This is a genomic window from Clostridium sulfidigenes (assembly GCF_052067195.1).
Lineage (GTDB): Bacteria > Bacillota > Clostridia > Clostridiales > Clostridiaceae > Clostridium_J > Clostridium_J sulfidigenes.
Genome location: NZ_JBQHQR010000001.1, coordinates 360,613 through 386,103, shown reverse-complemented (window position 1 = coordinate 386,103; position 25,491 = coordinate 360,613). Strand labels below are relative to the sequence as shown.

Sequence of the window (25,491 nt, the reverse complement as noted above, 5' to 3'; positions counted from 1 at the left end):
TAATATTTTACAATAACTAATTATTTTTCATTAATTCTTTTATAACATTTGCAGTATATTTAGGGGTAGCATCACAGTATAATTTTTCAACGTCCTCAAAAGATAAATTCCCATTAGAATACTGACTACAAAATTCATTGAACTTATTTACATTCTCATCTAGATTATTTATATCTTGTTTTAAGCATAATGACAGTGGGTATTTATTAAGAATTTTGAGATTCACATCATTATCAACTGTATAAAAATGAATAATAGGTTTTCTATTAGAAATATACTCAAATATTTTACTGGACATTTGAATACCATTTTTCTCTGCAATACTAATTAAAATATCACTTTGAACTACCACCTTACTTGCTTTTTCTTTATCTACACTTCCATGATTAATTATTTTACCTGATGAAATATCCACATATTTATTTACAATTTCATAACAATTGCCTATAATATAAAAATGTAAAATTGCATTCTTTATACTACTTTGTTGATAAATCTTTAAAAAATAGTTTGGTTCAACATAATTTTTATACAATCCTCCTACATAGGATATTGTAATTTTACCAGTTTTTTCTTTCTTAAAGTTTTTACATTCTAAAAGTAATGGATGTTCAACATAATACACGTTTTTAATTTCCGGCAAATTGTTTGAAAAATGCTCTTTTAATGAATGCATAGCTAAAATTTTATGTGATTTTAAGAAAACTATTCTTTCAAGATTTAAATTTTGCTTTCTCTTAAGTAACTTATTTAAATTATTTCTGTGTAGAGTATCACTCTCCGTGAATTGATCAAATAAATACGGCACTATCTTACTTTTAACATTTTCATCCTCAATATATTTCGATGAAGCTACAACACTTTCAAATGGCATACTCCCAGGAATTATCAAATCAATTGGTTCACTAATATCACCTAAAGCTCTTAAATACTCTTTTACTAAATCTTTTTTAATAGTTACTGTTGAAAATAAAGTATTAACAATCCTTGATACTTTATATATGTTCAAAATTAATTGATACATTTTTCTCTTTAACCCATTCTCTATTTCAATTATTTCATTTAATTTGTTTCTGACTTGGTTCTCTCTTGTATCTACTCTAATAATCTTCTGATTATTAATTTCTTCACTCTCCTTTTGTTTAGTAAATTTTTTTTGACAAATTACAGTTATCTTATTTTCCTTTGCTAATTCATCAACAACATTACCAACACATTTACCAACTGCAGAATAATAGGGGTAATAGCTTCCTACAATAAAAACAATATGCAATTCTTCAACCTCCAAATTAGCTAAATAATTTTCCTAATATATATTAACTTTCATTCATATTTTGATATGGTATCGTATATCTTCCAAATATATATACACTTATATTTAATTAGTGATTAATTCTTTTTAATATTCTCTTGTACAATAATTACATTAGTTCCTTTCCCAGAAAACAAAATTGCAACTATAATTGGTATTAACCCATAATAAATAAAATTTCTCCAAAAGCTAACTGTATCACTTCTAACATAAAATAAAGTAAACTGTGCAATATAAGTGACAAGATAAAACCTCATTATATTTCTTTCCTTTGAATATTTTATGATACTTTTTGTTAAAATACCAATTAATATTCCAAATATCAATGCTAGAATAAAACATAGAAGGCCTAAATTATAATATGATTCTGCTATGAATGAAGAACCAATTCCTCCATATTGTGTTAAAAAACCCTTAAATACAATATCTGTATTGGATTTTGCCGCAGGATGAACATCCCAAAATAAATTTGGTATCAGCATGAATAAGCTATTAGCATATGATAATCCAAAATTATATGGTACTTCTAATGGGCAGTAACTAACTACTGTTGCTGTAGCCAAAAAAGTATATCCTGCCTCCTCTAATGCTATAAATATAGGATTGTTTGAAATTATATTTTCAATAGTAGTTGTAATCAAATAACCTAAATTATTCGAAATATAAATACTATTTCTAACTGCTGAAATCAAGCTCATTAAAATTAACCCTACCATAATATAAATGCAGATTTTTACAGAAGCTTTTTTATTCAGTGGCTTGTACCAGTTATGTTTAATTAATAAAATAATAGTTAATAACAATACACCATTTAATCGACTTCCACTCAAAAAATACATTCCTATATACACTGTAAATATAATACTTATTACTCTTAACTTTTTATTATTTTTATATAATATAAAAAGCATTAAAAAAGAAGGTATTGTAAATCTAGAAATAAACCTAAGAACATTATTAAATCCTCCAGAAGTATAACTTTCTGATTGAAAAATAGCTCCATATCCATATGTAAATGTAATCTTAATGTTATTTATTAGTATAATAAGACTTGGAATAATTGACACTATGAATAGTATTAATGCTACCTTTTCAAATCCTTTATTTATATTTCTATACTCAGAATTGATTTGCTTTTCATTAGATTCATAATCACTGCAGTATATATTTATATTAAACGTCGATAAAAGAAGTCCAAAATGTAATACTATCATAAAAATAAGGATTAAAACACCAGTATTTATCATACTATGGTATGGAAGGAGTCCACCCATAATTGTTCTATTAGTTTTGAATGGAACACCTAGTAAAAGTAAGAAAAACTGTCCAAAATAAAATATATATGTAAAGCTTAAAAAAATTGTATAGAAGTTAAGCTTTTTTTTACACTGTACAAACCATGAAAAAAAGAACATTATATAAAGCACCACTGATGTATATGCAATTTTATAGAAATTCAGCACGCTAAGAGTTAAGTATGCTATTACAGCAACACTTACTAATACTGTAAAAATTATATTTAAAACTGTTGACCTTTTTGTTTTCTTAAAAGAATGATTTATAGTATTCATGCTTTACCTACCTTAAATTTCATTTGAATCTTTAACTATTGAACTAATTAAGTTATATAGCTTATTTGTATCAAACGGATTAAAAAAGTACCTATACTCGTATCCATCCAGTATCTCATGTGAAAACACACAATTAGAAGTTAATATAGGTGTACCATGCATCCTAGCTTCTATTAGAGGAAGACCAACCGTTTCTATATAAGACGGAAAAATTAATATTGATTTAGAATAATGATCAAATACCTTATCCCTTGTTATATTTCCAACAAAATATATAGGTAGGTCAAATTTTTTTACCCTTTTGTATAAATCTTGTATGTTCCTATTTTCATTACCTTTTAAAGTAAAAATAACCTTATAATCCTTTATACCTTCTTTTTTTAACTCCATACAAGCTTCAACTATTACTTTATGATTTTTAAACTCAACCCCACTTGCTGGATAAAAAAAGGTAGACATACTTTCTTTGCTTTGCTTGTAATATTGCCTAACATTAACATTAACTTTAGGAGCCATCACTTCTATCTTATTTCCATTAACTTTTAATATTTCTATACATGCTCTCTTCATCCATTTAGTCTGTACTATCACTTTATTAGCTTTCTTTATTGATTTAAAAATACTTTTACTTATAATATTTTGATACACCCAAAGCAACTTATTTTCTAAAAATTTAAATCTATATTCAGCAAAAGGTAAAGAATTATGAACATAAACTTTTTGTTTTACTTTAGTATGTGGTATAATAACGTTTTGCAATGAAAGTACCTCATCAACATCATGAGTTTTAATTATTTTAGGAGCAATAAAATTATCAAAGTAAATCCTATGTAGCCAACTATTCTTAATCCAAGGGTATCTTAGTACCTTTATATTTTTAGTTCCTTCCAACTCAGGCTTACTTACAACAAATATATATTCATTATTTTCATCAACTTTGTACTCATTATAAAAATCCTTTAAAACAGATAGTGCTCCACCACTCTCTGCCGGAACATCAAAAACCATTATCTTCATGATTTTCTCCACACCATTCTATTAACAATTCCAGTATAACTCTGAATTATCTTAACTATTTTTACACTAACATTTTCATCAACATAATTTGGTACATCAATACCTAAATCATTATTTTTATTCATTTCAACTGCCATATCAACAGCTTGCAATACCTGTTCAGTAGTAATACTTCCAATAACGAAGTTACCTTTATCAATAGCCTCAGGTCTTTCTGTACTTGTTCTTACTGATACAGCAGGGAATTTAAAATAAGATGCTTCTTCAGGTACTGTACCACTATCAGATACTACACAAAAAGCATTAAGTTGCAAGTTATTGTAATCTGAAAATCCAAAAGGCTGTAAACTTCTTACATTAGGGTGGAATTTAAATCCTCTTTGATCTATAAATTTCTTACTTCTTGGATGAGTACTATATATAACAGGCATATTGTAATTCTCAGCCATTGCATTAACAGCATTCATTAATGCTAAAAAGTTTTGTTCATTATCAATATTTTCTTCACGATGAGCTGAAAGTAGAATATATTTCTCTTTCTCCAAACCTAAAGTTTCTAGAACTTTACTATTTTTAATCTTTTCAATATTTGCTGTAAGAACCTCTGCCATAGGTGAACCTACTACATATGTTCTTTCTTTAGGTACTCCTTCATAATTTATATAACGCCTTGCATGCTCTGTGTAGCATAAATTCACATCACTTGTATGGTCAACAATTCTTCTATTAATTTCTTCTGGTAAATTCTCATCAAAGCATCTATTCCCAGCTTCCATGTGGAATATTGGAATCTTTAATCTCTTTGCAGATATTACACTAAGGCATGAGTTAGTATCTCCAAGAACTAGTATTGCATCTGGCTTTACCTCAGTCATCAACTCATAAGATTTAGCTATAACATTACCCATAGTTTGTCCTAAATTATCACCTACAACACCAAGATAATAATCTGGAGCTCTAAGTCCTAATTCCTCAAAAAATACCTCATTCAAGGCGTAATCATAGTTCTGACCTGTATGTACCAATATGTGTTCAAAGTACTTATCGCACTTTTTTATGGTCTCTGATAATTTAATAATTTCTGGACGTGTGCCCACTATTGTCATTACTTTTAATTTACTCAATACTGCCACTCCTCTTTATTTAAAATAATGTGGATAAAGCTCTTTATGATTATGAACCCATTCTTTCATCTCTATCACCATTTGTTCATAGCTAGGTACTTCGAATGAAAAATCTTTTCTATTATTAACAAGAGATTTGTTTAAATTCACTGTATCACTTGGTAAAATATTAATCTCGCCATCTCTCATATGCTTATTAAACAAATGAAGCAAATCAAATTTACTTATACTTTGATTATTTACTAAATTATATATACCTGCTAGATTTTCTATCGCCGCTCTTTCCATTGCTTTAGCAAGTGTTAAAGTTGTAACACCTGTCCATATAGCTTTAGAATATCCGTTTATATTACCACTTTGCTTCATAAACCAATTAAATAAACCAATTCCATTCTCTTTCATATCAGGACCAACAATTGAATTTCTAAAAGTTAAGTTCTTATCATCTTTTACTTCACCAAGTGCCTTTGTTCTATCATAGAAAATTTCACCATCCATGAAGCTATCCTCACTATAAGCCCCCTTCTTTCCTGAAAATACACAATCAGTACTCATATGTATGAATTTAGTTTTTGTTTCACTAAGTACATCTGCAATTAAGTGCGGCAAGTAACTATTAAGATATACGGCTTTTGAAGGATCTCTATCACAATCTTGGTTTAATACACCTATACAATTAATAACCACATCATAGTTACCTTCTTTCAGTATTGATGTTATAAAAGCTTTATCCATAGCATCTCCATTTATATTCTTACAATAAGGAAATGGACTTTTAGAAAAGGCTGTTACATCATGAGCTTTCTCTTTTAAATATATTGAAATAGTGTGTCCTGCCATACCTGTTGCACCTAAGACAAGAAATTTCATCTATAATTCCTACCTTTCATTTATCTTATTTATGTTCTTATTTAGTAACAGCAGCTTCTTTCATTGTTCCCCATATCTCTAATTCTTCTTTTATATAATCTAATTCTAATAATTTTTCTTTAATTTGTTCTACAGTTAAAATTTCTGTGTTATGAGAGTTATATTCTTTTTCTATAGATAACTTTTCATTTCCTATTTCAAAGTATTTATCATAATTTAAATCTCTTTTATCAGCTGAAACTCTAAAGAATCCTCCCATATCTTCTGAATGAAGATATTCTTCTTTAGTTAGCAATGCCTCATAAAGCTTTTCTCCATGACGTGTACCTATTATTTTAATTTCATTATCAACATCAAATAATTCCTTAATTGCTTGTGCCAAATCACCTATTGTTGATGCAGGTGATTTTTGAACCATGATATCTCCAGACTCTGCATTTTTAAATGCGAATACAACAAGTTCTACAGCTTCATCTAAACTCATTAAAAACCTTGTCATATTTGGATTCGTTATAGTTAACGGCTGTCCATTTTTTATTTGATCTACAAATAAAGGAATTACAGATCCACGAGAAGCCATAACATTGCCATATCTTGTTCCACAGATAACAGTTTTATCTGGGGATACAGTTCGTGATTTTGCTACAAAAACTTTCTCCATCATAGCTTTTGATATCCCCATAGCATTTATAGGATAAGCAGCCTTATCAGTTGAAAGACATATTACCTTTTTAACTCCATACTCTATTGCAGCTGTAAGTACATTATCTGTTCCAATTACATTTGTTTTTACGGCTTCAAGTGGGAAGAATTCACAAGAAGGTACTTGCTTTAATGCCGCTGCATGAAACATATAATCCACTCCATACATTGCATTTTTAACAGAAGCTAAATCTCTTACATCACCTATATAAAATTTAATTTTGTCATTTTTATAAAGCTTCCTCATATCATCTTGTTTTTTCTCATCTCTTGAGAAAATACGAATTTCACCGATATCTGTATTTAGGAAACGATTAAGTACAGCGTTTCCAAAACTACCTGTACCGCCTGTTATTAACAGTGTCTTTTTCTTGAACATATCTCTTTCTCCTTTACTAAATTACTCAATATTTTTTTTAGTTCATCCATATACTTTTCTTTGGTGAAATGGTTGATAAAATATCTTCTCCCATTTTCACCACAATCCTTATACTTATTAGAATTCTCTATAAAATCTTGCATAGCTTCTGCCAAAGCTTTAGAATCACTAGCCTTAACACAAATACCACATTTCGATTCATTAATTACATCTTGGGCAGCCCCATTAATTGCTCCGATTACAGCTTTCCCTGCTGCCATATACCCCTGCAATTTTGAAGGCATTGTTAGACCTATTAAATTATCTGCCTTTAATGTTAAAAGGCAAGCATCCGCCATTTTATAAAACTCCGGCAGTTTATCTAATGGATGTCTTCCATGAAAAACTACTATATTCACAAGTCCTTTTTGTTTAACTATAGACTTGCTATTTTCTAAATATGACCCGTCTCCTATAAAATGTACTTTAAATTTAGGAATATGCTTGATTTTTTCAGCAGCATCTAAAATACATTCAATATCTTGAGCTATTCCTATATTCCCCATAAAAACAAAGTCAGTTATATCATCTGCTGGTGTAAAATTCATTTTCAAATAAATATCTTCTGCATGCTGAGGAATATATGAAATCCTTTTAATTGGTATTGAGTGTTCTTGATTAAAATACTCAATAAAAGGTTTTGACGTCACAGAGATAGCGTCACACTTTGAATAAAGATATCTACTAAAATTCTTAACAATTCTATAAATAAGACTATTCTCATCTGATATTATATTCTTTATTGATTCAGGCCAAATATCACAGCAATATAAATACAAAGGCTTCCTAGAACATTTTTTCATAATAACAGCTGGAAGCACCATTGTCACAGGTGAAAGTTGATAAGAAAAAATAATATCAAAATCCTTTTTTAGAAACGGTACCTTTAAAGAAGCTGACAGCATATAACTCATATAATTTAATGCCATCCCAACTGCACCTTTTCTTCTACCTATTTCAAAACAACGGATTATTTCAACTCCATTGATATTTTCTTTTCTCTTTTTACCCCATCGATATTCATTGGGTATCTTTCCAGTTGGATAGTTTGGCAAGCCCGTCAGTACTGTCACTGAATGACCATCTTGTACCAATTGTTCACATATATCGTTTAATCTAAATTGTTCTGGATAATAATACTGACAAACAACTAATATCCTCATTTGCGTTAACTCCTTGTCTTCTTTACTGTGTAACCTATTCTAATTTATCTCATAATTACTATGATTTAATGCTTATACATACTCAACTTATCAAAAGGACACCGAATCCCTCTGCACCTCAACTTCATTCCCTTTCACTGCTTCCTTAACTCCACCTTCTAAAACTCCATCTCTCTTTATTACAGTAACAATAGTTCCAATGAAGCATTTAACATCCATTTTTACTCCCAAATTTTCAACATAATCTCCATCATATCTTGCTTTATCTTCAATGGATACTGTATCTCTTCCATTGATCTGTGCCCATCCAGTGAGACCTGGACGTATGTTATTAGCTCCATACTTGTCCCTTTCTGCTATTAAATCATATTGATTCCATAGAGCAGGTCTAGGTCCAACTATTGCCATGGAGCCAGCTATTATATTCAAAATTTGTGGCAATTCATCTAAGCTAGTCTTTCTTAAGAACTTACCAACCTTAGTTATATACTGCTCTGGATTTTTAAGGAGATGCGTTGGCATGTCCTTAGGTGTATCTATTCTCATAGTGCGAAACTTTAATATATTAAAATGAGTTTTATTAACCCCAACTCTCTTTTGTTTAAAGAAAACAGGACCTTTTGAGTCAAGTTTTATAGATATAATAATTATCAAAAATAATGGCGATAGTAAAATTAATCCTATAAGTGCAAGTATAAAATCAAATAATCTTTTAACTATTAAATACAAATAAATCTCCCCCCTAAATTAAAATAATATTATGACCTATTACTTCATCCCTTTAAGCTATTATATTCTATAACCTGACCACTATTAATTTTAGATAATTCAGCAATGATGCAGCTAGACTTTACCACTGCTCCACAGTCTATATGGCATCCGTAACCAATGGTGGCATCATGATCAATAATGGTTCCAATACTTATAATAGAGCCCTTTCCAATCTTTGAGTTTGTATTTACAATTGCTTTAGCTTCTACTACTGTACCTAAAGAAACTGTAGCTGATGGACTAATATATGCTGTAGGATGAATTAAAGTTGGAATTTGAAATTTATTCTTCTCAAGTTTTTCAATCCACTCCATACGTAGTTTGTTATTTCCAAAGGCTGGTATTGCATGGGTATACTCGTCTATAAATTTCGAATTTTCAGAGCATAACCCTATGGCTTCATTAGAATTATCATCTAAAAAGTCTATTTTATTAAATATCCCCATAGCTTCTGCAACTTCCTTAACTACATGACCATGGCCCCCAGCTCCTAGAATTATTAAATTCTTATTTGAGTTATGATTTGCCATATAATAACCCCCTAAAACTTTATCTTCATCTTTTATATTTACCCTTAATTAAGACTGCCCACCAATTCTTAATTTATAAAACCAGATAAAAATAACCCACCGCTATCTTTTACTAACTCATTTTCCATAAATTTCCCCTTCAAACTTATAGTTTCCCTGAATTAGCAAGATAAAGGTGGGTTGCGCTACTAACTCCCTGTAGTCCAAGCGCCCAAGTAGAGACTACAGTTCATAATTCCCTTTAAATTTAAGTTATTTATGTCGAATTTTATTTAACCCCTATCAGCTGTAAAAAGTTCCCCCAATTTCCCGACCTTTATACAACCGATACACCCAGTTTAAATTTATGTACATTGAACAATGTTCAACTTATCTTCTAAATATTTTAAAAATCCCACCTTGTTTTCTAATTCTTTCTCCACTAAATTCAACCTTATTATTCATGAAGATTTCCTGAGAAATGTTCTCCATCTCCCTTACATATCCAGGGTTTATTTTTTCTATAGATTTTATCCCCGCTGTCATATCTGTGGTTCTAACTTGGGATCTATGGCCATCGGAACCTATAGTGCTATATAATTTATGTTTTACAAATAATTTTGCAGTGTTTTTAACTCCACTGCCGAAGTCTCCTGTTATGCTCCCTGTGTTTAGTTGAAATAAAAAACCCTCTTCAATAAATTTATTTATTAATCCTGGGGCTTCTATAAACTTTTTATACCGCTCAGGATGAGCAATGATAGGTACAACTCCCTTTAATTGAAGTTCATAGATATCATTTATAACTTCATCCACAGAAAACTCTCTTAAAGGAAATTCTATTAACATATATCTACTGTTTTCTATGGTACCTATATCACCCCACTTATAGCTTTCTAGAATTCTACTGTTATAGTAAACTTCTTGCCCACAATATATTTCTATATCTATGTCCTTATTTTTAGCTAAAATTTTCAATTTAGCTACTTCTTTTTTAATTTCTTCATAAGGTACTTGAAACCTCCCCCTAAAAAAATGGGGAGTGGCAACAATTCCTGTGGTTCCTGACTTTTTTGCTAATTTAAGCATGTCTACAGTCATATCTTCATCTTTAGATCCATCATCCACTCCATGAAGTATATGGCTATGAAAATCTATCATAAGCACTCCTCCAACCTTTAAGTGAAATTTTATATATTATTTATCACCATAATAGTAATAATAGCTATTTCTTTTAGTGTCTACTCCATTTAATATGGTGCCGATGATATTTGCATTAACCTTTTTTAAAAGATTAATAGAGTTTACAACTGAATCTTTTTTTGTTTTTTCTGCTCTAATTACAAGTAATGTTCCATCGGCTCTAGTAGATAGTATCTGCGCATCAGTAACGGCTTGAACTGGTGGCGTATCTAATATTACATAATCAAAAACCTTTTTTAAGGCATCTATGAGAGCCTTCATGGATTTTGAACCTAACATCTCAGATGGATTAGGTGGAATCTTACCCGAAGTTAATATGGTAAGATTATTATTGTATCTATGACCTACTATAGAAATACTCTCTTTTCCAACTATTACATCAGAAAGTCCTGCAGTATTAGATATTTCAAATTTTTTATGTAGTGATGGTTTCCTTAAGTCACAATCTATAAGTACCACCTTTTTATCTCCTTCAGCTATGGATAATGCTAAGTTTCCTGCTGTAGTACTCTTTCCTTCTCCTGGTTCTGCACTAGTTACTACTATTACTTTATATTCCTCATCAAAGGATGAATATTGTAAATTTGTTCTTAGAGTCCTATAACTTTCTGAAGCTATAGACCTGGGATCTTTTTCTACTATAAACATTAACTTCTCTCCTTAAGTAAAAATCTAATAAGATTATCTGCTGTAAATTTCTACTGCTCAGTGTAAGGTATAGTTCCTATTACAGGAATATCTAATTCCTTTTCTAATTGTTCTCTATTTTTATATGTATTATCTAAAAACTCTAGTAAAAAGCTTACTCCTACACTTACCATTGCTCCTAGTAAAAAGGCTATAGCTATGTTCATTTTTTTATTAGGACTCACTGGTGTTTCTGGAACCTTTACTGTTTCTATAACTTTTATATTACCATTTGGCACCAAAGCCTTAGATGTAGTTACAAATTCATTAGTTATGGCCTCTACTAAGGATACTGCCATATTAGGATTTTTATCATCAATTTTAATTTGAAGGATTTGTGTATCAGCTACTGTTACCACTGTAAGCTTCTTAAGAACTTCATCTTCTGTTAGATTACTATTGGCAACCTTTATAGCTCTACCTACTAAATCTCTAGTTTTTATAGCTTCAGAGTAAGTCTTCATTAACTTTTGATACATGGCTATTTCATTTTGATCATAACCCGCTACTGCTCCAGCCCCTGCTTCCTTACCTATAAACAACTTAGTACTTGCTTCATACTTAGGACTTATTAAGAAAAAGCTTACCAAACCTGATACTAAGGTTGCTAATAAAGTTACTATTAGTATCATCTTCCACCTTTTCTTTAACACTTCTAGAATTTCTCCAAGGCTAATTACTTGTTCTTCCAAAATTATTATTCCTCCGTTTCCATCTTGTGTTAATCATCCTACTTAAGATTTTATAGGTCCATCTTTGGTATTATTCCTAAAACTGGTATGTTTAGTTCTTCTTCTATTCTATCTTTATTTTTATAGGTGTTATCCATAAACTCTATAAGGAAGATAACTCCTACTCCCATAAACACTCCCAATACTATAGCTATTATAAGCCCCATACTCTTGTTAGGACTTACTGCTCTTAATGGAAACCTAGGTTCTTCAATAACTTGTACATTTCCATTAGGAACTAATTCTGTGGATAATTTAACAAACTCATCTTTTATAGCAGATACTAACTTCACAGCTTCTTCTGGAGAGCTGCTCTTATACTTTATTTCTATAATTTGCGTATCAGCTAGGGATACTACTGTTAAATTTCCAACTGCATCTTTAGGCTTTATTTCTAATCCTGTTTTATCTATAGCTTTTTTTACCAAATCTTCAGTTTTAATAATTTCAGCATAGGTCTTTAATAATTTTTGATACATTTGTATATCTAAAATATTATACCCTTCCTGCTGACTTTCTTCTTTACCTATAAATACCTTAGTGGTTGATTCATATTGTGGAGTTATTAGTAAAAATAATGCTATTGATGCTACTAAGGTAGAGGTCAAAGCAAATACTAATATAATCTTCCACTTTCTTTTTAAAATTTCGAAGATGTCATTTAAACTAATAATATTCTCTTCCAAATTAATTCTCCTCACAAAATCAATTTATACACATTACAACATTTTATGTATATTTTTACCATATAAAAATATAATTTGAATATCTAGTTGTAACATCCGTATAATAGTACATATTTCTTTATATTTCAATTGAATACATAACTGTCACATTTGTATAATATCATATTTCCAGTAACATTACTAGTAAAAAACCATCGTTACTAGTAATATTATGTATAATTATGAATAATAACCTAATGTATTCTACAATATCCTTGATTTTGCGCCTATATATACTATTATTTTATATTATTAGTTCATATTTATATCATCGTATCAAGTTCATAAAAATTTATAATAAATTTCATGGAATAATTCACCATTATGCTTTTCTTTATATTTACACCTCTAACATATGGTGATAGAATTAGGTACAGAGAGGAGTGTAACTATGTCACAAAATAGAATTGATCCTGAAAAAAAGAAAAATAAAAGAAGAAAAAAGAAAAAACACTCACTGGGATTTAAAATTTCAATGGGAATTCTAGGCGTGTTGATATTTATATTAGCTATTGGAGGAGGATATTTTTATTCACTTTATAATAAGATGGATAAGGTAGAAATTGACAAATCCAAGTTAGGTATTGCTTCAAAGGACGCCTTTAAGGAATATGATAACCATGAATCCATAAAAAATATAGCTTTATATGGTATTGATGCAGAAGAAGGACAAGCTGGTCGTTCAGACTCAATAATGATAGCTACTATTGATTCCGCTCATAATAAGGTTAAGGTAACATCTATTATGAGGGACTCTTATGTTAATATCCCAGACCATGGTATGGATAAAATAAATCATGCCTATGCCTTTGGAGGTCCAACCTTAGCTTTAAGAACCTTAAATGAAAACTTTGGACTTGATGTAGAGGATTTTGTATCAGTTAACTTTTCTTCATTACCAGAAATCATTGATATTCTTGGTGGAATTACAATAGATATTACTGAAGAAGAAATATCTCATATACCTGGAGTAAGTTCTACAGGCCCTACCTTATTAACAGGTAAGCAAGCCTTAGCCTATTCTAGAATAAGATATGCTAGTGGTGGAGATTATGAAAGAACTCACAGACATAGAAATGTAATGTCTGCAGTGTTTAATAAAGCTCTTGCTGCATCTCCTACATCTTATCCTAGTATTCTAAATAACATCCTTCCTCTAGTTCAAACTAACCTAAGTTCTGGTGATTTTATATCTCTAGCCTCTAAGGTAGCAGGTTTAGGAAATGGGAAATTAGAGCAAGAAAGATTTCCAAGGGATGAAGATGGCGCTGGTGATATGAGCACCGGAATATACTACTTAAAGTTTGATATTGAAACCGTTAAAAAGCAAATGAGAGATTATATATTTGCTGATAAGAAATAATAGTAAAAACACCGAATATCGCTGATATTCGGTGTTTTATTTATGTTGTTTATTTTTAATCTTAAATTACAATCTCCAGTAAACCATAGTATCTGTATCTACACTATGTCTATCCATGATGCCTTTTACATCTATGAATACATCTTTTTCTACTTCATCCTTAGCTGCTGCTACTTCATCTAAAGCTTCGCTTCTATATAGTGGAGCAAAATCCTTTATGGTCATTTCTCTGTAATTATGATGAGATACAGCAAGGATAATAGCATCTACATCCTTAATATCTTCCATAGAAACCATATCAATTCCATACTCATGTTTAATTTCTTCCTTACCTGCTACAGGGTCTGTGGCTAATACATTTACTCCATAGTCTTTAAGTTCATCTATGATATCCACTACCTTTGTATTTCTTGTATCTGGACAATCTTCCTTAAAGGTAAGTCCAAGAACTGCTACCTTTGCATTTTTAACTCTCTTATTAGCTTTTATTAGACTTTTCACTGTATTTTCTGCAATATACTTAGCCATTCCATCATTTATGTTTCTTCCAGCAGCTATAACCTTTGATTCAACACCAACCTCTTTAGCTCTGTGAATTAGGTAATATGGATCTACTCCAATGCAGTGTCCCCCTACTAAACCTGGGTTTAATTTTATAAAGTTCCACTTACTACCTGCGGCATCTATTACAGCTTTAGTATCTATACCCATTCTATCAAAGATCATAGCAAGTTCATTAACGAAGGCTATGTTAACATCTCTTTGACAGTTTTCTATTAATTTAGCTGCTTCTGCAACCTTTATGCTTTCTGCTCTATATACTCCAGCTTCTATAACTAGTTCATAAGCTTTAGCAACTGTATCTAGAGTTTCTTCATCCATACCAGATACTATCTTCATTATGTTTTCTAATCTATGAACCTTATCACCTGGGTTTATTCTCTCTGGAGAATATCCAATTTTAAAATCTTGTCCGCAGATAAGTCCAGATTCTCTTTCTAGGATTGGTACACAGATTTCCTCTGTTACCCCTGGGTATACTGTAGATTCATATACTACTATAGAACCTTTCGTTAGGTTTCTTCCTAAAATTTCACTAGCACCTATAACTGGTCTTAGATCTGGAGTTTTATCTTCATTAGTTGGAGTAGGTACTGCAACTATGTGGAAATTACATCCTCTTAATTTTGTTTCATCACTTGTAAAATCTACAGTAGATGCTTTAATAGCTTCATCCCCAACTTCATTAGTTACATCTACTCCACTTAAGTACTTATTTATCTTTTCCTTGTTTACATCAAATCCAACTACAGGAGCCTTTTTAGCAAAAGCTACTGCTAAAGGCATTCCTACATAGCCAAGTCCTACTAAGGATATTTTTAAATCTTTCATTATATCGTCTCCTACTGTTCAAATTAGCAATTATTATTTTAAGAAATATTGATATATTTTTAACAATTAATTAGATTTATCCAACAACCTGGTTGTTGTTGGATAAACAAAGCTTTATTAATTATAAAATTCTTTTATGCAGTCACATATATATTCAACTTCTTCATTAGTAAGCTCTGGATATATAGGTAATGCAAGAATTTGCTTACACATCTTTTCAGTAACTGGGAACTGACCTTCTTTGTATCCTAGGTATTCAAAACACTTTTGTAGGTGCAATGGCTTTGGATAGTATATACTAGTTGCCACACCTTTAGATTTCAAGAACTCTGCAAGACCATCTCGGTTTTCAGCAAAGATATTAAATACATAATAAACATTCTTTTGGTTCGCTGCCTTAATACCTTGAACTTTTACACCCTCTATATTTTTTAATCCTTCAGTATAGAGCTTCGCAACTCTTCCTCTATTTTCAATAGCATTGTTTATATATTTAAGTTTAACCCTTAACACAGCTGCTTGCATAGCATCTAATCTTGAGTTATAGCCTATATAGTCATAGTGATATTTCTTTGATGCTCCATGAACTCTAAACATACGGCACATATCGGCTAACTCATCACTATTAGTAACTATCATTCCACCGTCACCATATCCACCTAAGGTTTTAGTAGGGAAAAATGAAAACACACCCATATCTCCAATGGTTCCTGCATGTCTATGTCTCTCTTCACCCTGCATCTGCCATCTCATTCCAAAGGCTTCAGCTGCATCTTCTAACACCTTTAAATCATGTTTCTTAGCAATTTCCATTATTTTATCCATATCACACATTTGATTGAATAAATGTATTGGAAGTACTCCTACAGTATTATCATTAATAGCAGCCTCTAATTGATCTACATCCATACCACAAGACTCTTCATCTATATCTACAAAAACAGGTTTTCCACCATGCTTTGCAAGACAAGATGTAGAAGCTAAAAAAGTAAAAGGTGTAGTTACTATTTCCTTATTATCACTAAAGCCAAGGATATCTGATGCAATAACTAAAGCATCTGTTCCTGATGCCACTCCTATGGCATGTTTAGCTCCAGTAAAATCTTTTATTTCTTCCTCAAAGGTTTTAACTTCATTCCCTAATATAAAAGCTCCACTATCTATTATATTTTTTATAGCTCCATCAAATTCATGTTTTTTTTCTTTATATTCTCTTTGTGATTCATAAAAATTGATTTTCAAAAAAATCCCTCCTAATTTACATATACAAATTGTACACCAACTTGCAAAAAAATAAAATATTTTTTTCTTATGTTTAATAAAATTTCATACTTAACAAATATACCACAAATTAGGTATTATATCATCTATTAATATATTATCAGTTTTTTTCTTTGAGATTATGATAAATTTCTTAATAATTTTGATGTGTGGGGTGTAATAATTGAAATCTTACTTCAATAAAATTCTACTCAAGTAATTGTTTAAAATTTCACTTATAAAATTACATTCCAATATAATAATTCATTGTTATACAATGGGCTATCTAAAAATGTATTATAATATCATTTTTAGATAGCCCATAAATTTAGTATAATTTTATTTTATTCATTAATAATAATATCACAAATCCTATCCACATCTTCAACGGATAAGTCAGAATATAGTGGAAATGTTAAAATTCTATTTGCCACATATTCTGCAACTGGAGTTTCACTACAATGATATCTGTTTTTATAACATTCAAAATTATTTACAAGAGGATAAAAATATTTTCTTGTATATATATTTTCACTAGCCAGTTTTTCCATTACTTCATTTCTATCCATTTTAAATCCATCAAATAAAACTGGTAAATAAGAATAATTACTTTTTACACCCTCTTGACATTGAACAAATTTAATTCCTTTTATATCTTTTAATCGTTCTCTATATCTTTCAAAAATAATTTTTCTTTTCTGTATATCATTATCTACATTGCGGAGATTACAAATTCCCATAGCTGCCTGAAATTCATTCATTTTTGCATTACCACCAATATATTCTACTGTTTCAGGTCCAGTTATTCCAAAATTCTTAACCTCATTTAATACTTTAGTTAATTCGCTATTATTATAAGTAATAGCGCCACCCTCAATAGTATTAAATACTTTTGTTGCATGAAAACTAAACATTGATGCATCACCATATGTACCAATACCTTTTCCATTCACTGTTACTCCAAATGCATGAGCAGCATCATAAATAACCTTTAAGTTATATTTTTTTGCTACTTCTTCAATCTTGTCAACATCACAAACATTACCATAAACATGAACTGGAATAATAGCTGATGTTTTCTCCGTAATTAAACTTTCTAGCTTTGTTGTATCTATTGTATATGTCTCTGGATTAATGTCACAAAATACAGGAGTCAAACCATTTCTAACAATTGCATGGGTTGTTGATGCAAATGTAAATGGTGTTGTAATAACCTCACCTGTTAAGTTCATTGAAGCAATCGCACATTCTAATGCCAAATGTCCATTAACAAAAAGTGTTACATTGGGAACTTTTAAATATTCTTTTAGTTTAGATTCTAATTTCTTATGTTTTGATCCCATATTAGTTAGCCAATGACTTTCCCATAGCTCTTTTATTTCCTCAACATACTCTTCAAACTCAGGCATTGAAGAGCGAGTAACTTGAATTGAGTGTCTCACCTACATTCCCCCTATTGTAATTAATTTATTTTTTCTTTATTGTATAACTTTAATTCATCCACAAAGTCTTTTACATCAAATCTCCCTTGTTTTACAAAATCATATTCAAACACTTCTGTAGCAAGTTCTATTATGAGACCTAGAATATGGTGCGGAGAATTTATTTGTTTTGCAATACAATACATAGGTACTATTCCAGTTGTTATGTCTTCATAAATATATCTTGTACTAATTTCTGTAGGTGCTAATACACCATTATATGCAGTTGTGTTTTGAAGAGTCTCATAAAGATCTTTTCCTGAAGAACTGTACACATTTTCTAGCCATTTCTTAGCATCTGGTACTTCAACACCTAACTCTTTTGCTAGAGCAACTCTCTCACAATCAAGTTTTTCCATTAAATTGCATATGCTTGGTGTAATTCCTTCTTTATAGTGTAAATATTTATCCCTATTTTCAATACGCCCAATATTAAAAATAGCAGGTAATGGATGAAATATAGAGCCAATATTAGCAAAAGATGTATATACATAAGATTCAGCATCACGTACCATTGAGAATGGTTTTGATAGTATATCACAAACCTTTCTTGTATTTTCACTTGTATCTGCTGCAACATATATTTCCTTTTTTAATGACATTATGGCACTTAATCCGTCTCTTATTTTTCTTGACGTAAGCATAAACGTATCAGTTTCAGCTATTATCGGTGAAGCAATACATCCAAATTCTTTTAAATGTTTTTTAAAGTAATACGCCCCTAATGTTCTTCCTGGATTAATTACTATAATATGATTATCCTTAATATATGGAGCTATGTTAAGTGCTAAATTTTTATGTGCATTTGCTGGTATTGATATCATAATTACATTTGTATCCTTTAAGGCCTCACTTAAATTACTTGTCAATGATACATTTTCTGCTTTACCATTAATATAATCACATAATTCTATGCCTTTATTATCCTTAATAGACTCAATTACTGACGCAGTTCTATTATATAATGTTGTTTCATACCCAAGCAAAGAAATATATCCTGCCATTGCCTGTCCACCATGACCTGCTCCTATTACTGTAAACTTCATTTTTCTACCTCTTGTCATAAATAATCTTTTTTCCGAATCTTTTATAGCATTATTAAAAATATAAATTAACTTATTTTGTTTAATAGTGAATTCTCAATTTCTAGAAGTCTTTTTAATCTAGTAGACTCATCTAATAGTTCTCCTGTTTCTTTGTCATAAGCAACACATTTCCCATCTACAAATTTTGTTGTTAAATTTCCTCTAAACTTTGAGTTTTTAACTATGTGCACTGCATCAATATATCCTCTTTTTATACTTTCAGCTAAAACTTCAGGATTTGCAAGTGGATCCTCATAATTAACAAAGCGATTTTCTATAAAATTAATTAAAACTTTAGCTTCACTTATTAACTCTTCTTTACGCTTTACTATTTCACTATCCTTTTCAATAGAAAACATGTCAGACAATGTATGTCGTATTACACCTTTTACTATTCTACAACTTGCTATTACATCTTCTGCTGAAGCAGCATGATCAGCCTCACAGTATGCTACTACATGTATAATATGTGGTTTAATTGCCATCTGCATAAAAGTAGTAGCGGCAAGTTGGCCTTTTGCAACATCTAAATCTGGATTAAATAAAGGTAAACCCGCCCTTGTTTGACGATAAATCCTAAAATTATCACCTTTTAGGGATTCAACCATTTCAATCATAGCTAAAATTTTTGCAAAATCCATAGAAAATGTTAATCCACTTGGAGTATTAAACATATATTGGGCAATATAATCTTTTACTCCTAATTTTTTTGCATTATAGGCGCTTATATAAGCCATTGCAACCGACATAACATCATGTGCATCGCGTAATCCCCAATGATGAGGCTCGTTTATTTCTACAGGAATATCTCTATCTGCGTGCCATTTTATTAACTGTTGAGCTTCTACAATAGAATTTTCAATTGTTCTTGTGCCACGTCCATCCAGTTCATTATACCAACATAAAGGAATTGCTGTCCATGCATTGTCTATTGTATCTACTAGCATTTCTGCATATTTAAAAACCTCTTCTGTTCCACTATAGCAACGAATAAGTGGATAATTACCTTTTTGAGTAGCTTGTTTTAAGCACTTCAAATCCTCTTTAGTCCTTATTGGAACACCACCTGCTCCATCATATTCTTTTCTCATATTATTCTGATTGAAAAAATATTGTTGAGCATTTTGATCAGTTCCTAATGATATAATGTCAAGTACCTTAGCTTCAGAAATTTTTTCAACACCATTAATAGTGTCTTCCATTGATGGTAAACCAAAATGATGTCTTAGTACTGGATATGGATAATTCTGATTTACTCTTTCTCTAAAATTCTTTCCATAACTTTCACTTCCACCTTGTAGTTTATCTCCTCTTAAAAATCTAATAGAGTCATTTATATCATCAGTACCATCAGAAATAAAAGCGAACATCTCATACTTTTGGGCTATTTGTGTAACCGGCTTTGTACCTCCAAAACACCACATAGGACAATAACTTAATTCTTTGCGCCTACTATCTATTTGCTTTAATAATAAATCTACATTTTCTGGCGTAAGCCTATAGCTTATTCCAATAATATCTGGCTTGTATTTTTTTATTTGTTCAAAGAGACTATCTATAGAAACAGCTGGTCCAAGATAAACAACCCCATATCCTTCTCTTTCTGCAAGATCTAAAAAGTGCGAAACTCCAGCAACATGTACACAATTACCAATCGATGCACCTAGTACTATCTTTTTCTTATTCATAATAAACCCTCCTGTTCTTAAATACTAAATGAATTTATACATTGCATTATTTAGATATCCATCCTCTAATGCTAATATCTCTCTCTTCACTTGATATGATTTTTAACTCTTTATCAGCCAATTCTTGCTTCTTATAAATCTCTTCTATAGTATCTCCTATTACTAAATATCCTGCAACCCTATCACTACTTGTTAGAGCTTTTTCAATTTTCATTCCCTTGGTTTTATATTTAAAATAATCATATATAATTTTTTCTTTTTTTAACTTATCAAAATTTTCTATTCTATCTAATATTCCATTGTTAGCATAGCAATAATTCATATAAGCATATTTGATTTTATGTGACGGTTCAACTGAAGGTTTAAGACCTAAAATTAATTCAACATACTTACTCATAATATCTACACCAGAAATTATTTCAATCAATTTATATTTTGTTCCCCCACCCATTCTTGCACTAAACTCTAATACATTAATTTCATCCTCACCTAATATTAACTGTATTAACATAGGGCTATTTATTAGATTAAATTCTTCACTTATTTTTTGTGCTATTACACCTATTTCTTTTTTTTGAAAATCTGAAATATTAGCTGGATATTTACTTTGCGTAATTGTGAATCCTTCTTCATTAATTCTACTTTTAGTGGATTCTGTAATAGAAAGTACCTTTGCAACACCATTGTCTATATAAACATCAACAGATACTTCTTTTCCCTCTTTAAACTCCTCAATAATTGCAGTTTTACTTCTACTTAAACTCAATGCTTCATTAACAGCTTTATTAAGTTTAATATCTGAAAATACCTTTATTACCCCCTTTGAACTGTTACAATCTACCGGTTTTACAACTAATGGATACTTAAATTCATTAATTAGCTCTTTATCAAACTTATCAATAACTCTATATTTAGCTGTAGGTATTCCTGCATTTGTAAATTTTTCTTTCATATATAGTTTGTTTGTCACATTTCTCGCTATATCATAAGAAATGTAACAAGGAAGACCTAACTCCTCTGAAACCTGAGCTACAGTAAGTAACGCTTGGTCAGTACAAGCCGTAGTTATCAAATCTATATTTTCCGATATTGCTATTTTCTTTATTTCATCTGTATCTAAAGTACTTGCTTGATAATGCTTGTCTGCAAAATCCTTTGCTGGAGGATTCTCAAAATAATCAGCGAGTATCACTCTAATATTTTTTTTCTTTAATTCTTTTATTAAAGCTATTTGATCATATCCTCCAGCTAACACTAAACAATTCATATAACTTATCCTCCATTAAATTTGTATTTCTAACCTTTATTCCTTATTTCTTTAATTGTATGTAAAATATAATTTAAACATTCTAATTTAAATATAAAAGAAAATCCAATATATATACTTATACCCACCAAAACTTGTATTGATAAAGTTATCCAACTATTCCATCCTATAAAAGTTATAGGATAAATAATTATACCCATGATAACTGATAAGATTAAAGAAGGCATAACATCACGCCATTGTTCCTTAATACTATAATTTAATAACTTTATATTAGGATAAGCATTAATAATCGATGATATAAATGCCACAATCAGTTTAAATATAACCATTCCATAAATACCAAAAGGTATACTTATACATAAAGTTGTTATTCCAATACATTTTTTTACAACTTCTAATTTTAAAAATATATCGCTACGACCTAAAGCATTGATAGCCTGTAAATTTGCAGTATGAATTGGCCATAATGCATATGATAAGCAAAGAAGTTGTAAAAAAGGAACACATGGAAGCCACTTATCCGTTAATACAATTCGCACAACTGAATCTGCACATACTGCAAGTCCTATCATCATTGGAAATATTACAAATGAACTAGTGACGATTGAACGCCTAACCATTTCCTTTACTGCTAACTTATCATCTTGTTTTGCAGCCATAGCTGGTAACATTACACTTTGAATGGACCCATTAATATTCATTATTATCATTTGTGGAAATTGATCTCCCCTATTATAATATCCTAGCATTTGAGGATTGTATAGTTTACCAATTACTAATCCATATATATTATTATATAGAGTGTCTAACAACGATGAGCATAATAACTTCCATCCATATGAAAATAAAAATTTCAACCTTCCTAAAGAAAAATATAGCTTAGGCCTCCACTTTAACGTATACCATAGTATAACAGTTATCAGTAATTGGTTTGTAATCTGTTGTACAACTAATGACCAAACACCAAATCCTGCATAAGCCATGGTAACACCAATAATACCTGAGATTATACTTCCTCCCAAACTACTGAAAAAACTTTTTTTAAATTGCATCCTCCTAGATATAATAGAATTTTGAATAGAGTTGATAGCTCCAAAGAATAATATAATAGCCAATATTCTTAAAATACTTTTAAGCTGTGGCTCGTTGTAAAATTCAGCTATAGTAGGCGCAAACAAGAACAGTAGAACATATACAATTATAGCAACAATTAAATTTAAGTAAAGTACAGATGAAAAGTCAACTTCATCTGCATCTTTTTTTTGTATAAGGGATGTACTAAATCCACTTTGTATAAATACATTACCTATTGTTATAAATATTGTTATGAGAGAAATAACTCCATAATCTTCTGGTAATAGGATACGAGCCAAAATAATTTGTATTACAAATTGAACTCCTTGACTTCCACTCTTCTCCAACCCCTTCCAAATTAAACCTGAAAGAATCACCTTTTTTTCATTTCCCATTAAGCACTAATCCTCCATAAAATTTTTCTATAGATTTTCAATATAGTTGCTATGGGCATATTAACAATCATCTCAAATTTATTTAGTTTGCTGAAAATCTGCTTTCTAATGATTTTATTTTCAGCATTATTTTGTTTTAAAGAAATCGCAACTGCTGAAATAACTTGCTCATACCTTAATTTCTTTAAGCTAATTTTTATCCCAAGAACTTCTTTAATGTACTGTTCCAAATTAACATAGTAATCATACCAATCAAGAGTTTGATTTTTATCCAATACTCTTGAGCAATAATTTGTCTGTCCTTTTTTTTGTACATATCTATAGTGACTCATTATTCTATGTATAACATGAACTTTTCCCATTAATGTTAATATTAAATATGATGTCCTATCACCTATTATGCTACTAGCCTTATAGATTTTTTCAAAATCATATTCAGGATTTAAATATATATTTCTATGCATTATGGTATTTGCATGTCCAGGTATTTTATTATTTTTATAATCTTTTAATGTATAAGTATCCTTTTTAAAATTAAAAACTTTATATTTATTTTTATATGCTTCAGTAATCATGTCATTTTCATCTACAACATCACACCAGTGTGCAACCGCAATATAATCATTATGTGATTCTAAAAAATCAAATTCTGTTTGTAATTTTTCAGGGTCAGTCCAATAATCATCGCCTTCTAAACTAACCATATATTTCCCTTTACAAATTCTTCGTAAGTGATCAGCATTATTTCTCATACCAATATTTTTTTCTCTCAATATAGCTACAATTTTATCTGGATACTTATTTGCATATTCTTTAATAATAAGTTGAGTATCATCTGGAGAACAATCGTCACCAATCACAAGCTCATACTTAAATGATGTTTCTTGCATCAACACACTTTCAATTGCCTTAGCAATGTACTTATCCTGATTATATGTAGTCATTACAATACTTACTGCAATATTAATATTTTCATCCATTATACTCCACCCTCTATAGTAATTTTATCGTTAAAACTATGGCTTTTTACTATATTATTTTTATTCTTATTTCATAACATAATTTATAAAATAAGAATTGCAATTATAGTGCAATTCTTATTTCTCTATTTAATCTAGAACCTAAAGGTATCCTTCAACCCTAACCATTTTTGATCTTTATCAGAAATGGTCAGTTTCATTCCTTCTTCTATTGGCCACTCTATTTTTATATCCTGATCATTCCACATAAGCCCACCTTCATCACCAGGATGATAGAAGTCAGTGCACTTGTATACAAATTCAGCTTCATCAGATAAAACTAAAAATCCATGGGCAAATCCTTCTGGTATATAGAATTGTTTTTTATTTTCAGCAGACAATCTTACTCCAAACCATTTCCCATAAGTATCTGAATCTGCTCTCAAATCTACAGCAACATCAAACACTTCTCCACGTACTACTCTCACTAGCTTTCCTTGAGGAAATTGTTTTTGAAAATGCAGTCCTCTCAAAACTCCTTTAACGGACATAGATTGATTATCTTGAACGAATACCATATCCAGTCCTGCTTCTTTAAAGTCATTCTGGTTGTATGTTTCCATAAAATATCCACGTTCATCGCCAAATACTGAAGGCTCTATTACATATAACCCTTTAATATTACAGGGTGTAACTTTTATTTTTCCCATTATATGCACCT

23 protein-coding genes and 1 riboswitch are annotated in these 25,491 nt (G+C 30.2%); of the genes, 1 reads left to right on the top strand and 22 read right to left on the bottom strand.

Going from position 1 to position 25,491, the window contains the following annotated elements; all coding sequences use genetic code 11:
• Positions 1-16 precede the first annotated feature (16 nt).
• The 13 genes from ACTNBA_RS01920 to ACTNBA_RS01860 form a co-directional block, all read right to left on the bottom strand.
• The gene (locus ACTNBA_RS01920) at positions 17-1,273 is read right to left on the bottom strand and encodes a glycosyltransferase family protein (protein WP_441072106.1); all 1,257 of its coding nucleotides are present in this window, start codon (positions 1,271-1,273) and stop codon (positions 17-19) included.
• Between the two features lie 116 nt (positions 1,274-1,389).
• A complete protein-coding gene (wzy, locus tag ACTNBA_RS01915) occupies positions 1,390-2,883 on the bottom strand; it encodes an O-antigen polysaccharide polymerase Wzy (protein ID WP_441072104.1) in 1,494 nt (497 codons plus the stop codon).
• A gap of 12 nt (positions 2,884-2,895) precedes the next feature.
• On the bottom strand, positions 2,896-3,900 hold the full coding sequence (locus ACTNBA_RS01910; protein WP_441072102.1) for a glycosyltransferase: 1,005 nt from the start codon (positions 3,898-3,900) through the stop codon (positions 2,896-2,898).
• A complete protein-coding gene (wecB, locus tag ACTNBA_RS01905) occupies positions 3,897-5,024 on the bottom strand; it encodes a non-hydrolyzing UDP-N-acetylglucosamine 2-epimerase (protein WP_441072100.1) in 1,128 nt (375 codons plus the stop codon). The genes ACTNBA_RS01910 and wecB overlap by 4 nt, the downstream gene beginning before the upstream one ends.
• A 15-nt stretch (positions 5,025-5,039) precedes the next feature.
• Positions 5,040-5,894 (bottom strand): SDR family oxidoreductase, encoded by an 855-nt coding sequence (locus tag ACTNBA_RS01900; RefSeq protein ID WP_441072098.1) that lies wholly within the window; start codon positions 5,892-5,894, stop codon positions 5,040-5,042.
• 37 nt (positions 5,895-5,931) lie between these two features.
• Positions 5,932-6,975 (bottom strand): polysaccharide biosynthesis protein, encoded by a 1,044-nt coding sequence (locus tag ACTNBA_RS01895; RefSeq protein ID WP_441072096.1) that lies wholly within the window; start codon positions 6,973-6,975, stop codon positions 5,932-5,934.
• Complete coding sequence (locus ACTNBA_RS01890; RefSeq protein ID WP_441072094.1) at positions 6,951-8,177, bottom strand: glycosyltransferase family 4 protein; 1,227 nt, start codon at positions 8,175-8,177, stop codon at positions 6,951-6,953. Before ACTNBA_RS01890 ends, ACTNBA_RS01895 begins: the two co-directional genes overlap by 25 nt.
• Before the next feature lie 90 nt (positions 8,178-8,267).
• Entirely contained in the window at positions 8,268-8,906 is a 639-nt protein-coding gene (locus tag ACTNBA_RS01885) for a sugar transferase (RefSeq protein ID WP_441072092.1), read from the bottom strand.
• 44 nt (positions 8,907-8,950) lie between these two features.
• On the bottom strand, positions 8,951-9,478 hold the full coding sequence (locus ACTNBA_RS01880; RefSeq protein ID WP_441072090.1) for a PglD-related sugar-binding protein: 528 nt from the start codon (positions 9,476-9,478) through the stop codon (positions 8,951-8,953).
• A 165-nt stretch (positions 9,479-9,643) separates the two neighbouring features.
• Positions 9,644-9,727, bottom strand: a riboswitch (cyclic di-GMP riboswitch).
• Between the two features lie 120 nt (positions 9,728-9,847).
• Positions 9,848-10,618 carry a tyrosine-protein phosphatase gene (locus tag ACTNBA_RS01875; protein WP_441072088.1) on the bottom strand — a complete coding sequence of 257 codons (771 nt, stop codon included), beginning with the start codon at positions 10,616-10,618 and terminating at the stop codon, positions 9,848-9,850.
• A 36-nt stretch (positions 10,619-10,654) separates the two neighbouring features.
• Positions 10,655-11,308 carry a CpsD/CapB family tyrosine-protein kinase gene (locus tag ACTNBA_RS01870; RefSeq protein WP_346847823.1) on the bottom strand — a complete coding sequence of 218 codons (654 nt, stop codon included), beginning with the start codon at positions 11,306-11,308 and terminating at the stop codon, positions 10,655-10,657.
• A 50-nt stretch (positions 11,309-11,358) separates the two neighbouring features.
• Complete coding sequence (locus ACTNBA_RS01865; RefSeq protein ID WP_441072085.1) at positions 11,359-12,039, bottom strand: YveK family protein; 681 nt, start codon at positions 12,037-12,039, stop codon at positions 11,359-11,361.
• 50 nt (positions 12,040-12,089) lie between these two features.
• The gene (locus ACTNBA_RS01860; protein ID WP_441072083.1) at positions 12,090-12,764 is read right to left on the bottom strand and encodes a YveK family protein; all 675 of its coding nucleotides are present in this window, start codon (positions 12,762-12,764) and stop codon (positions 12,090-12,092) included.
• A 430-nt stretch (positions 12,765-13,194) separates the two neighbouring features.
• Here ACTNBA_RS01860 and ACTNBA_RS01855 point away from each other — a divergent pair, with 430 nt between their 5' ends.
• Positions 13,195-14,166 carry an LCP family protein gene (locus ACTNBA_RS01855; protein WP_441072081.1) on the top strand — a complete coding sequence of 324 codons (972 nt, stop codon included), beginning with the start codon at positions 13,195-13,197 and terminating at the stop codon, positions 14,164-14,166.
• Between the two features lie 66 nt (positions 14,167-14,232).
• Here ACTNBA_RS01855 and ACTNBA_RS01850 read toward each other — a convergent pair whose 3' ends face one another.
• From ACTNBA_RS01850 to rfbC, 9 genes are all read right to left on the bottom strand, one after another.
• Complete coding sequence (locus ACTNBA_RS01850; protein WP_441072079.1) at positions 14,233-15,558, bottom strand: nucleotide sugar dehydrogenase; 1,326 nt, start codon at positions 15,556-15,558, stop codon at positions 14,233-14,235.
• A gap of 117 nt (positions 15,559-15,675) precedes the next feature.
• Positions 15,676-16,800 carry a DegT/DnrJ/EryC1/StrS family aminotransferase gene (locus ACTNBA_RS01845; protein WP_441072077.1) on the bottom strand — a complete coding sequence of 375 codons (1,125 nt, stop codon included), beginning with the start codon at positions 16,798-16,800 and terminating at the stop codon, positions 15,676-15,678.
• A gap of 362 nt (positions 16,801-17,162) precedes the next feature.
• Positions 17,163-18,260 carry a DegT/DnrJ/EryC1/StrS family aminotransferase gene (locus ACTNBA_RS01840; protein ID WP_441072075.1) on the bottom strand — a complete coding sequence of 366 codons (1,098 nt, stop codon included), beginning with the start codon at positions 18,258-18,260 and terminating at the stop codon, positions 17,163-17,165.
• A 20-nt stretch (positions 18,261-18,280) separates the two neighbouring features.
• Positions 18,281-19,345, bottom strand: coding sequence for an NAD/NADP octopine/nopaline dehydrogenase family protein (locus tag ACTNBA_RS01835; protein ID WP_441072073.1), 1,065 nt, complete (start codon positions 19,343-19,345; stop codon positions 18,281-18,283).
• Positions 19,346-19,410: 65 nt separating this feature from the next.
• On the bottom strand, positions 19,411-21,072 hold the full coding sequence (locus tag ACTNBA_RS01830; protein WP_441072071.1) for a cobalamin B12-binding domain-containing protein: 1,662 nt from the start codon (positions 21,070-21,072) through the stop codon (positions 19,411-19,413).
• Between the two features lie 46 nt (positions 21,073-21,118).
• Positions 21,119-22,339 carry an ATP-grasp domain-containing protein gene (locus ACTNBA_RS01825; RefSeq protein ID WP_441072069.1) on the bottom strand — a complete coding sequence of 407 codons (1,221 nt, stop codon included), beginning with the start codon at positions 22,337-22,339 and terminating at the stop codon, positions 21,119-21,121.
• A 29-nt stretch (positions 22,340-22,368) separates the two neighbouring features.
• Entirely contained in the window at positions 22,369-23,811 is a 1,443-nt protein-coding gene (locus tag ACTNBA_RS01820) for a lipopolysaccharide biosynthesis protein (protein ID WP_441072067.1), read from the bottom strand.
• A complete protein-coding gene (locus ACTNBA_RS01815; protein ID WP_441072065.1) occupies positions 23,811-24,791 on the bottom strand; it encodes a glycosyltransferase in 981 nt (326 codons plus the stop codon). Before ACTNBA_RS01815 ends, ACTNBA_RS01820 begins: the two co-directional genes overlap by 1 nt.
• 134 nt (positions 24,792-24,925) lie before the next feature.
• The gene (gene rfbC / locus ACTNBA_RS01810; protein ID WP_441072063.1) at positions 24,926-25,480 is read right to left on the bottom strand and encodes a dTDP-4-dehydrorhamnose 3,5-epimerase; all 555 of its coding nucleotides are present in this window, start codon (positions 25,478-25,480) and stop codon (positions 24,926-24,928) included.
• Between the last annotated feature and the right edge of the window lie 11 nt (positions 25,481-25,491).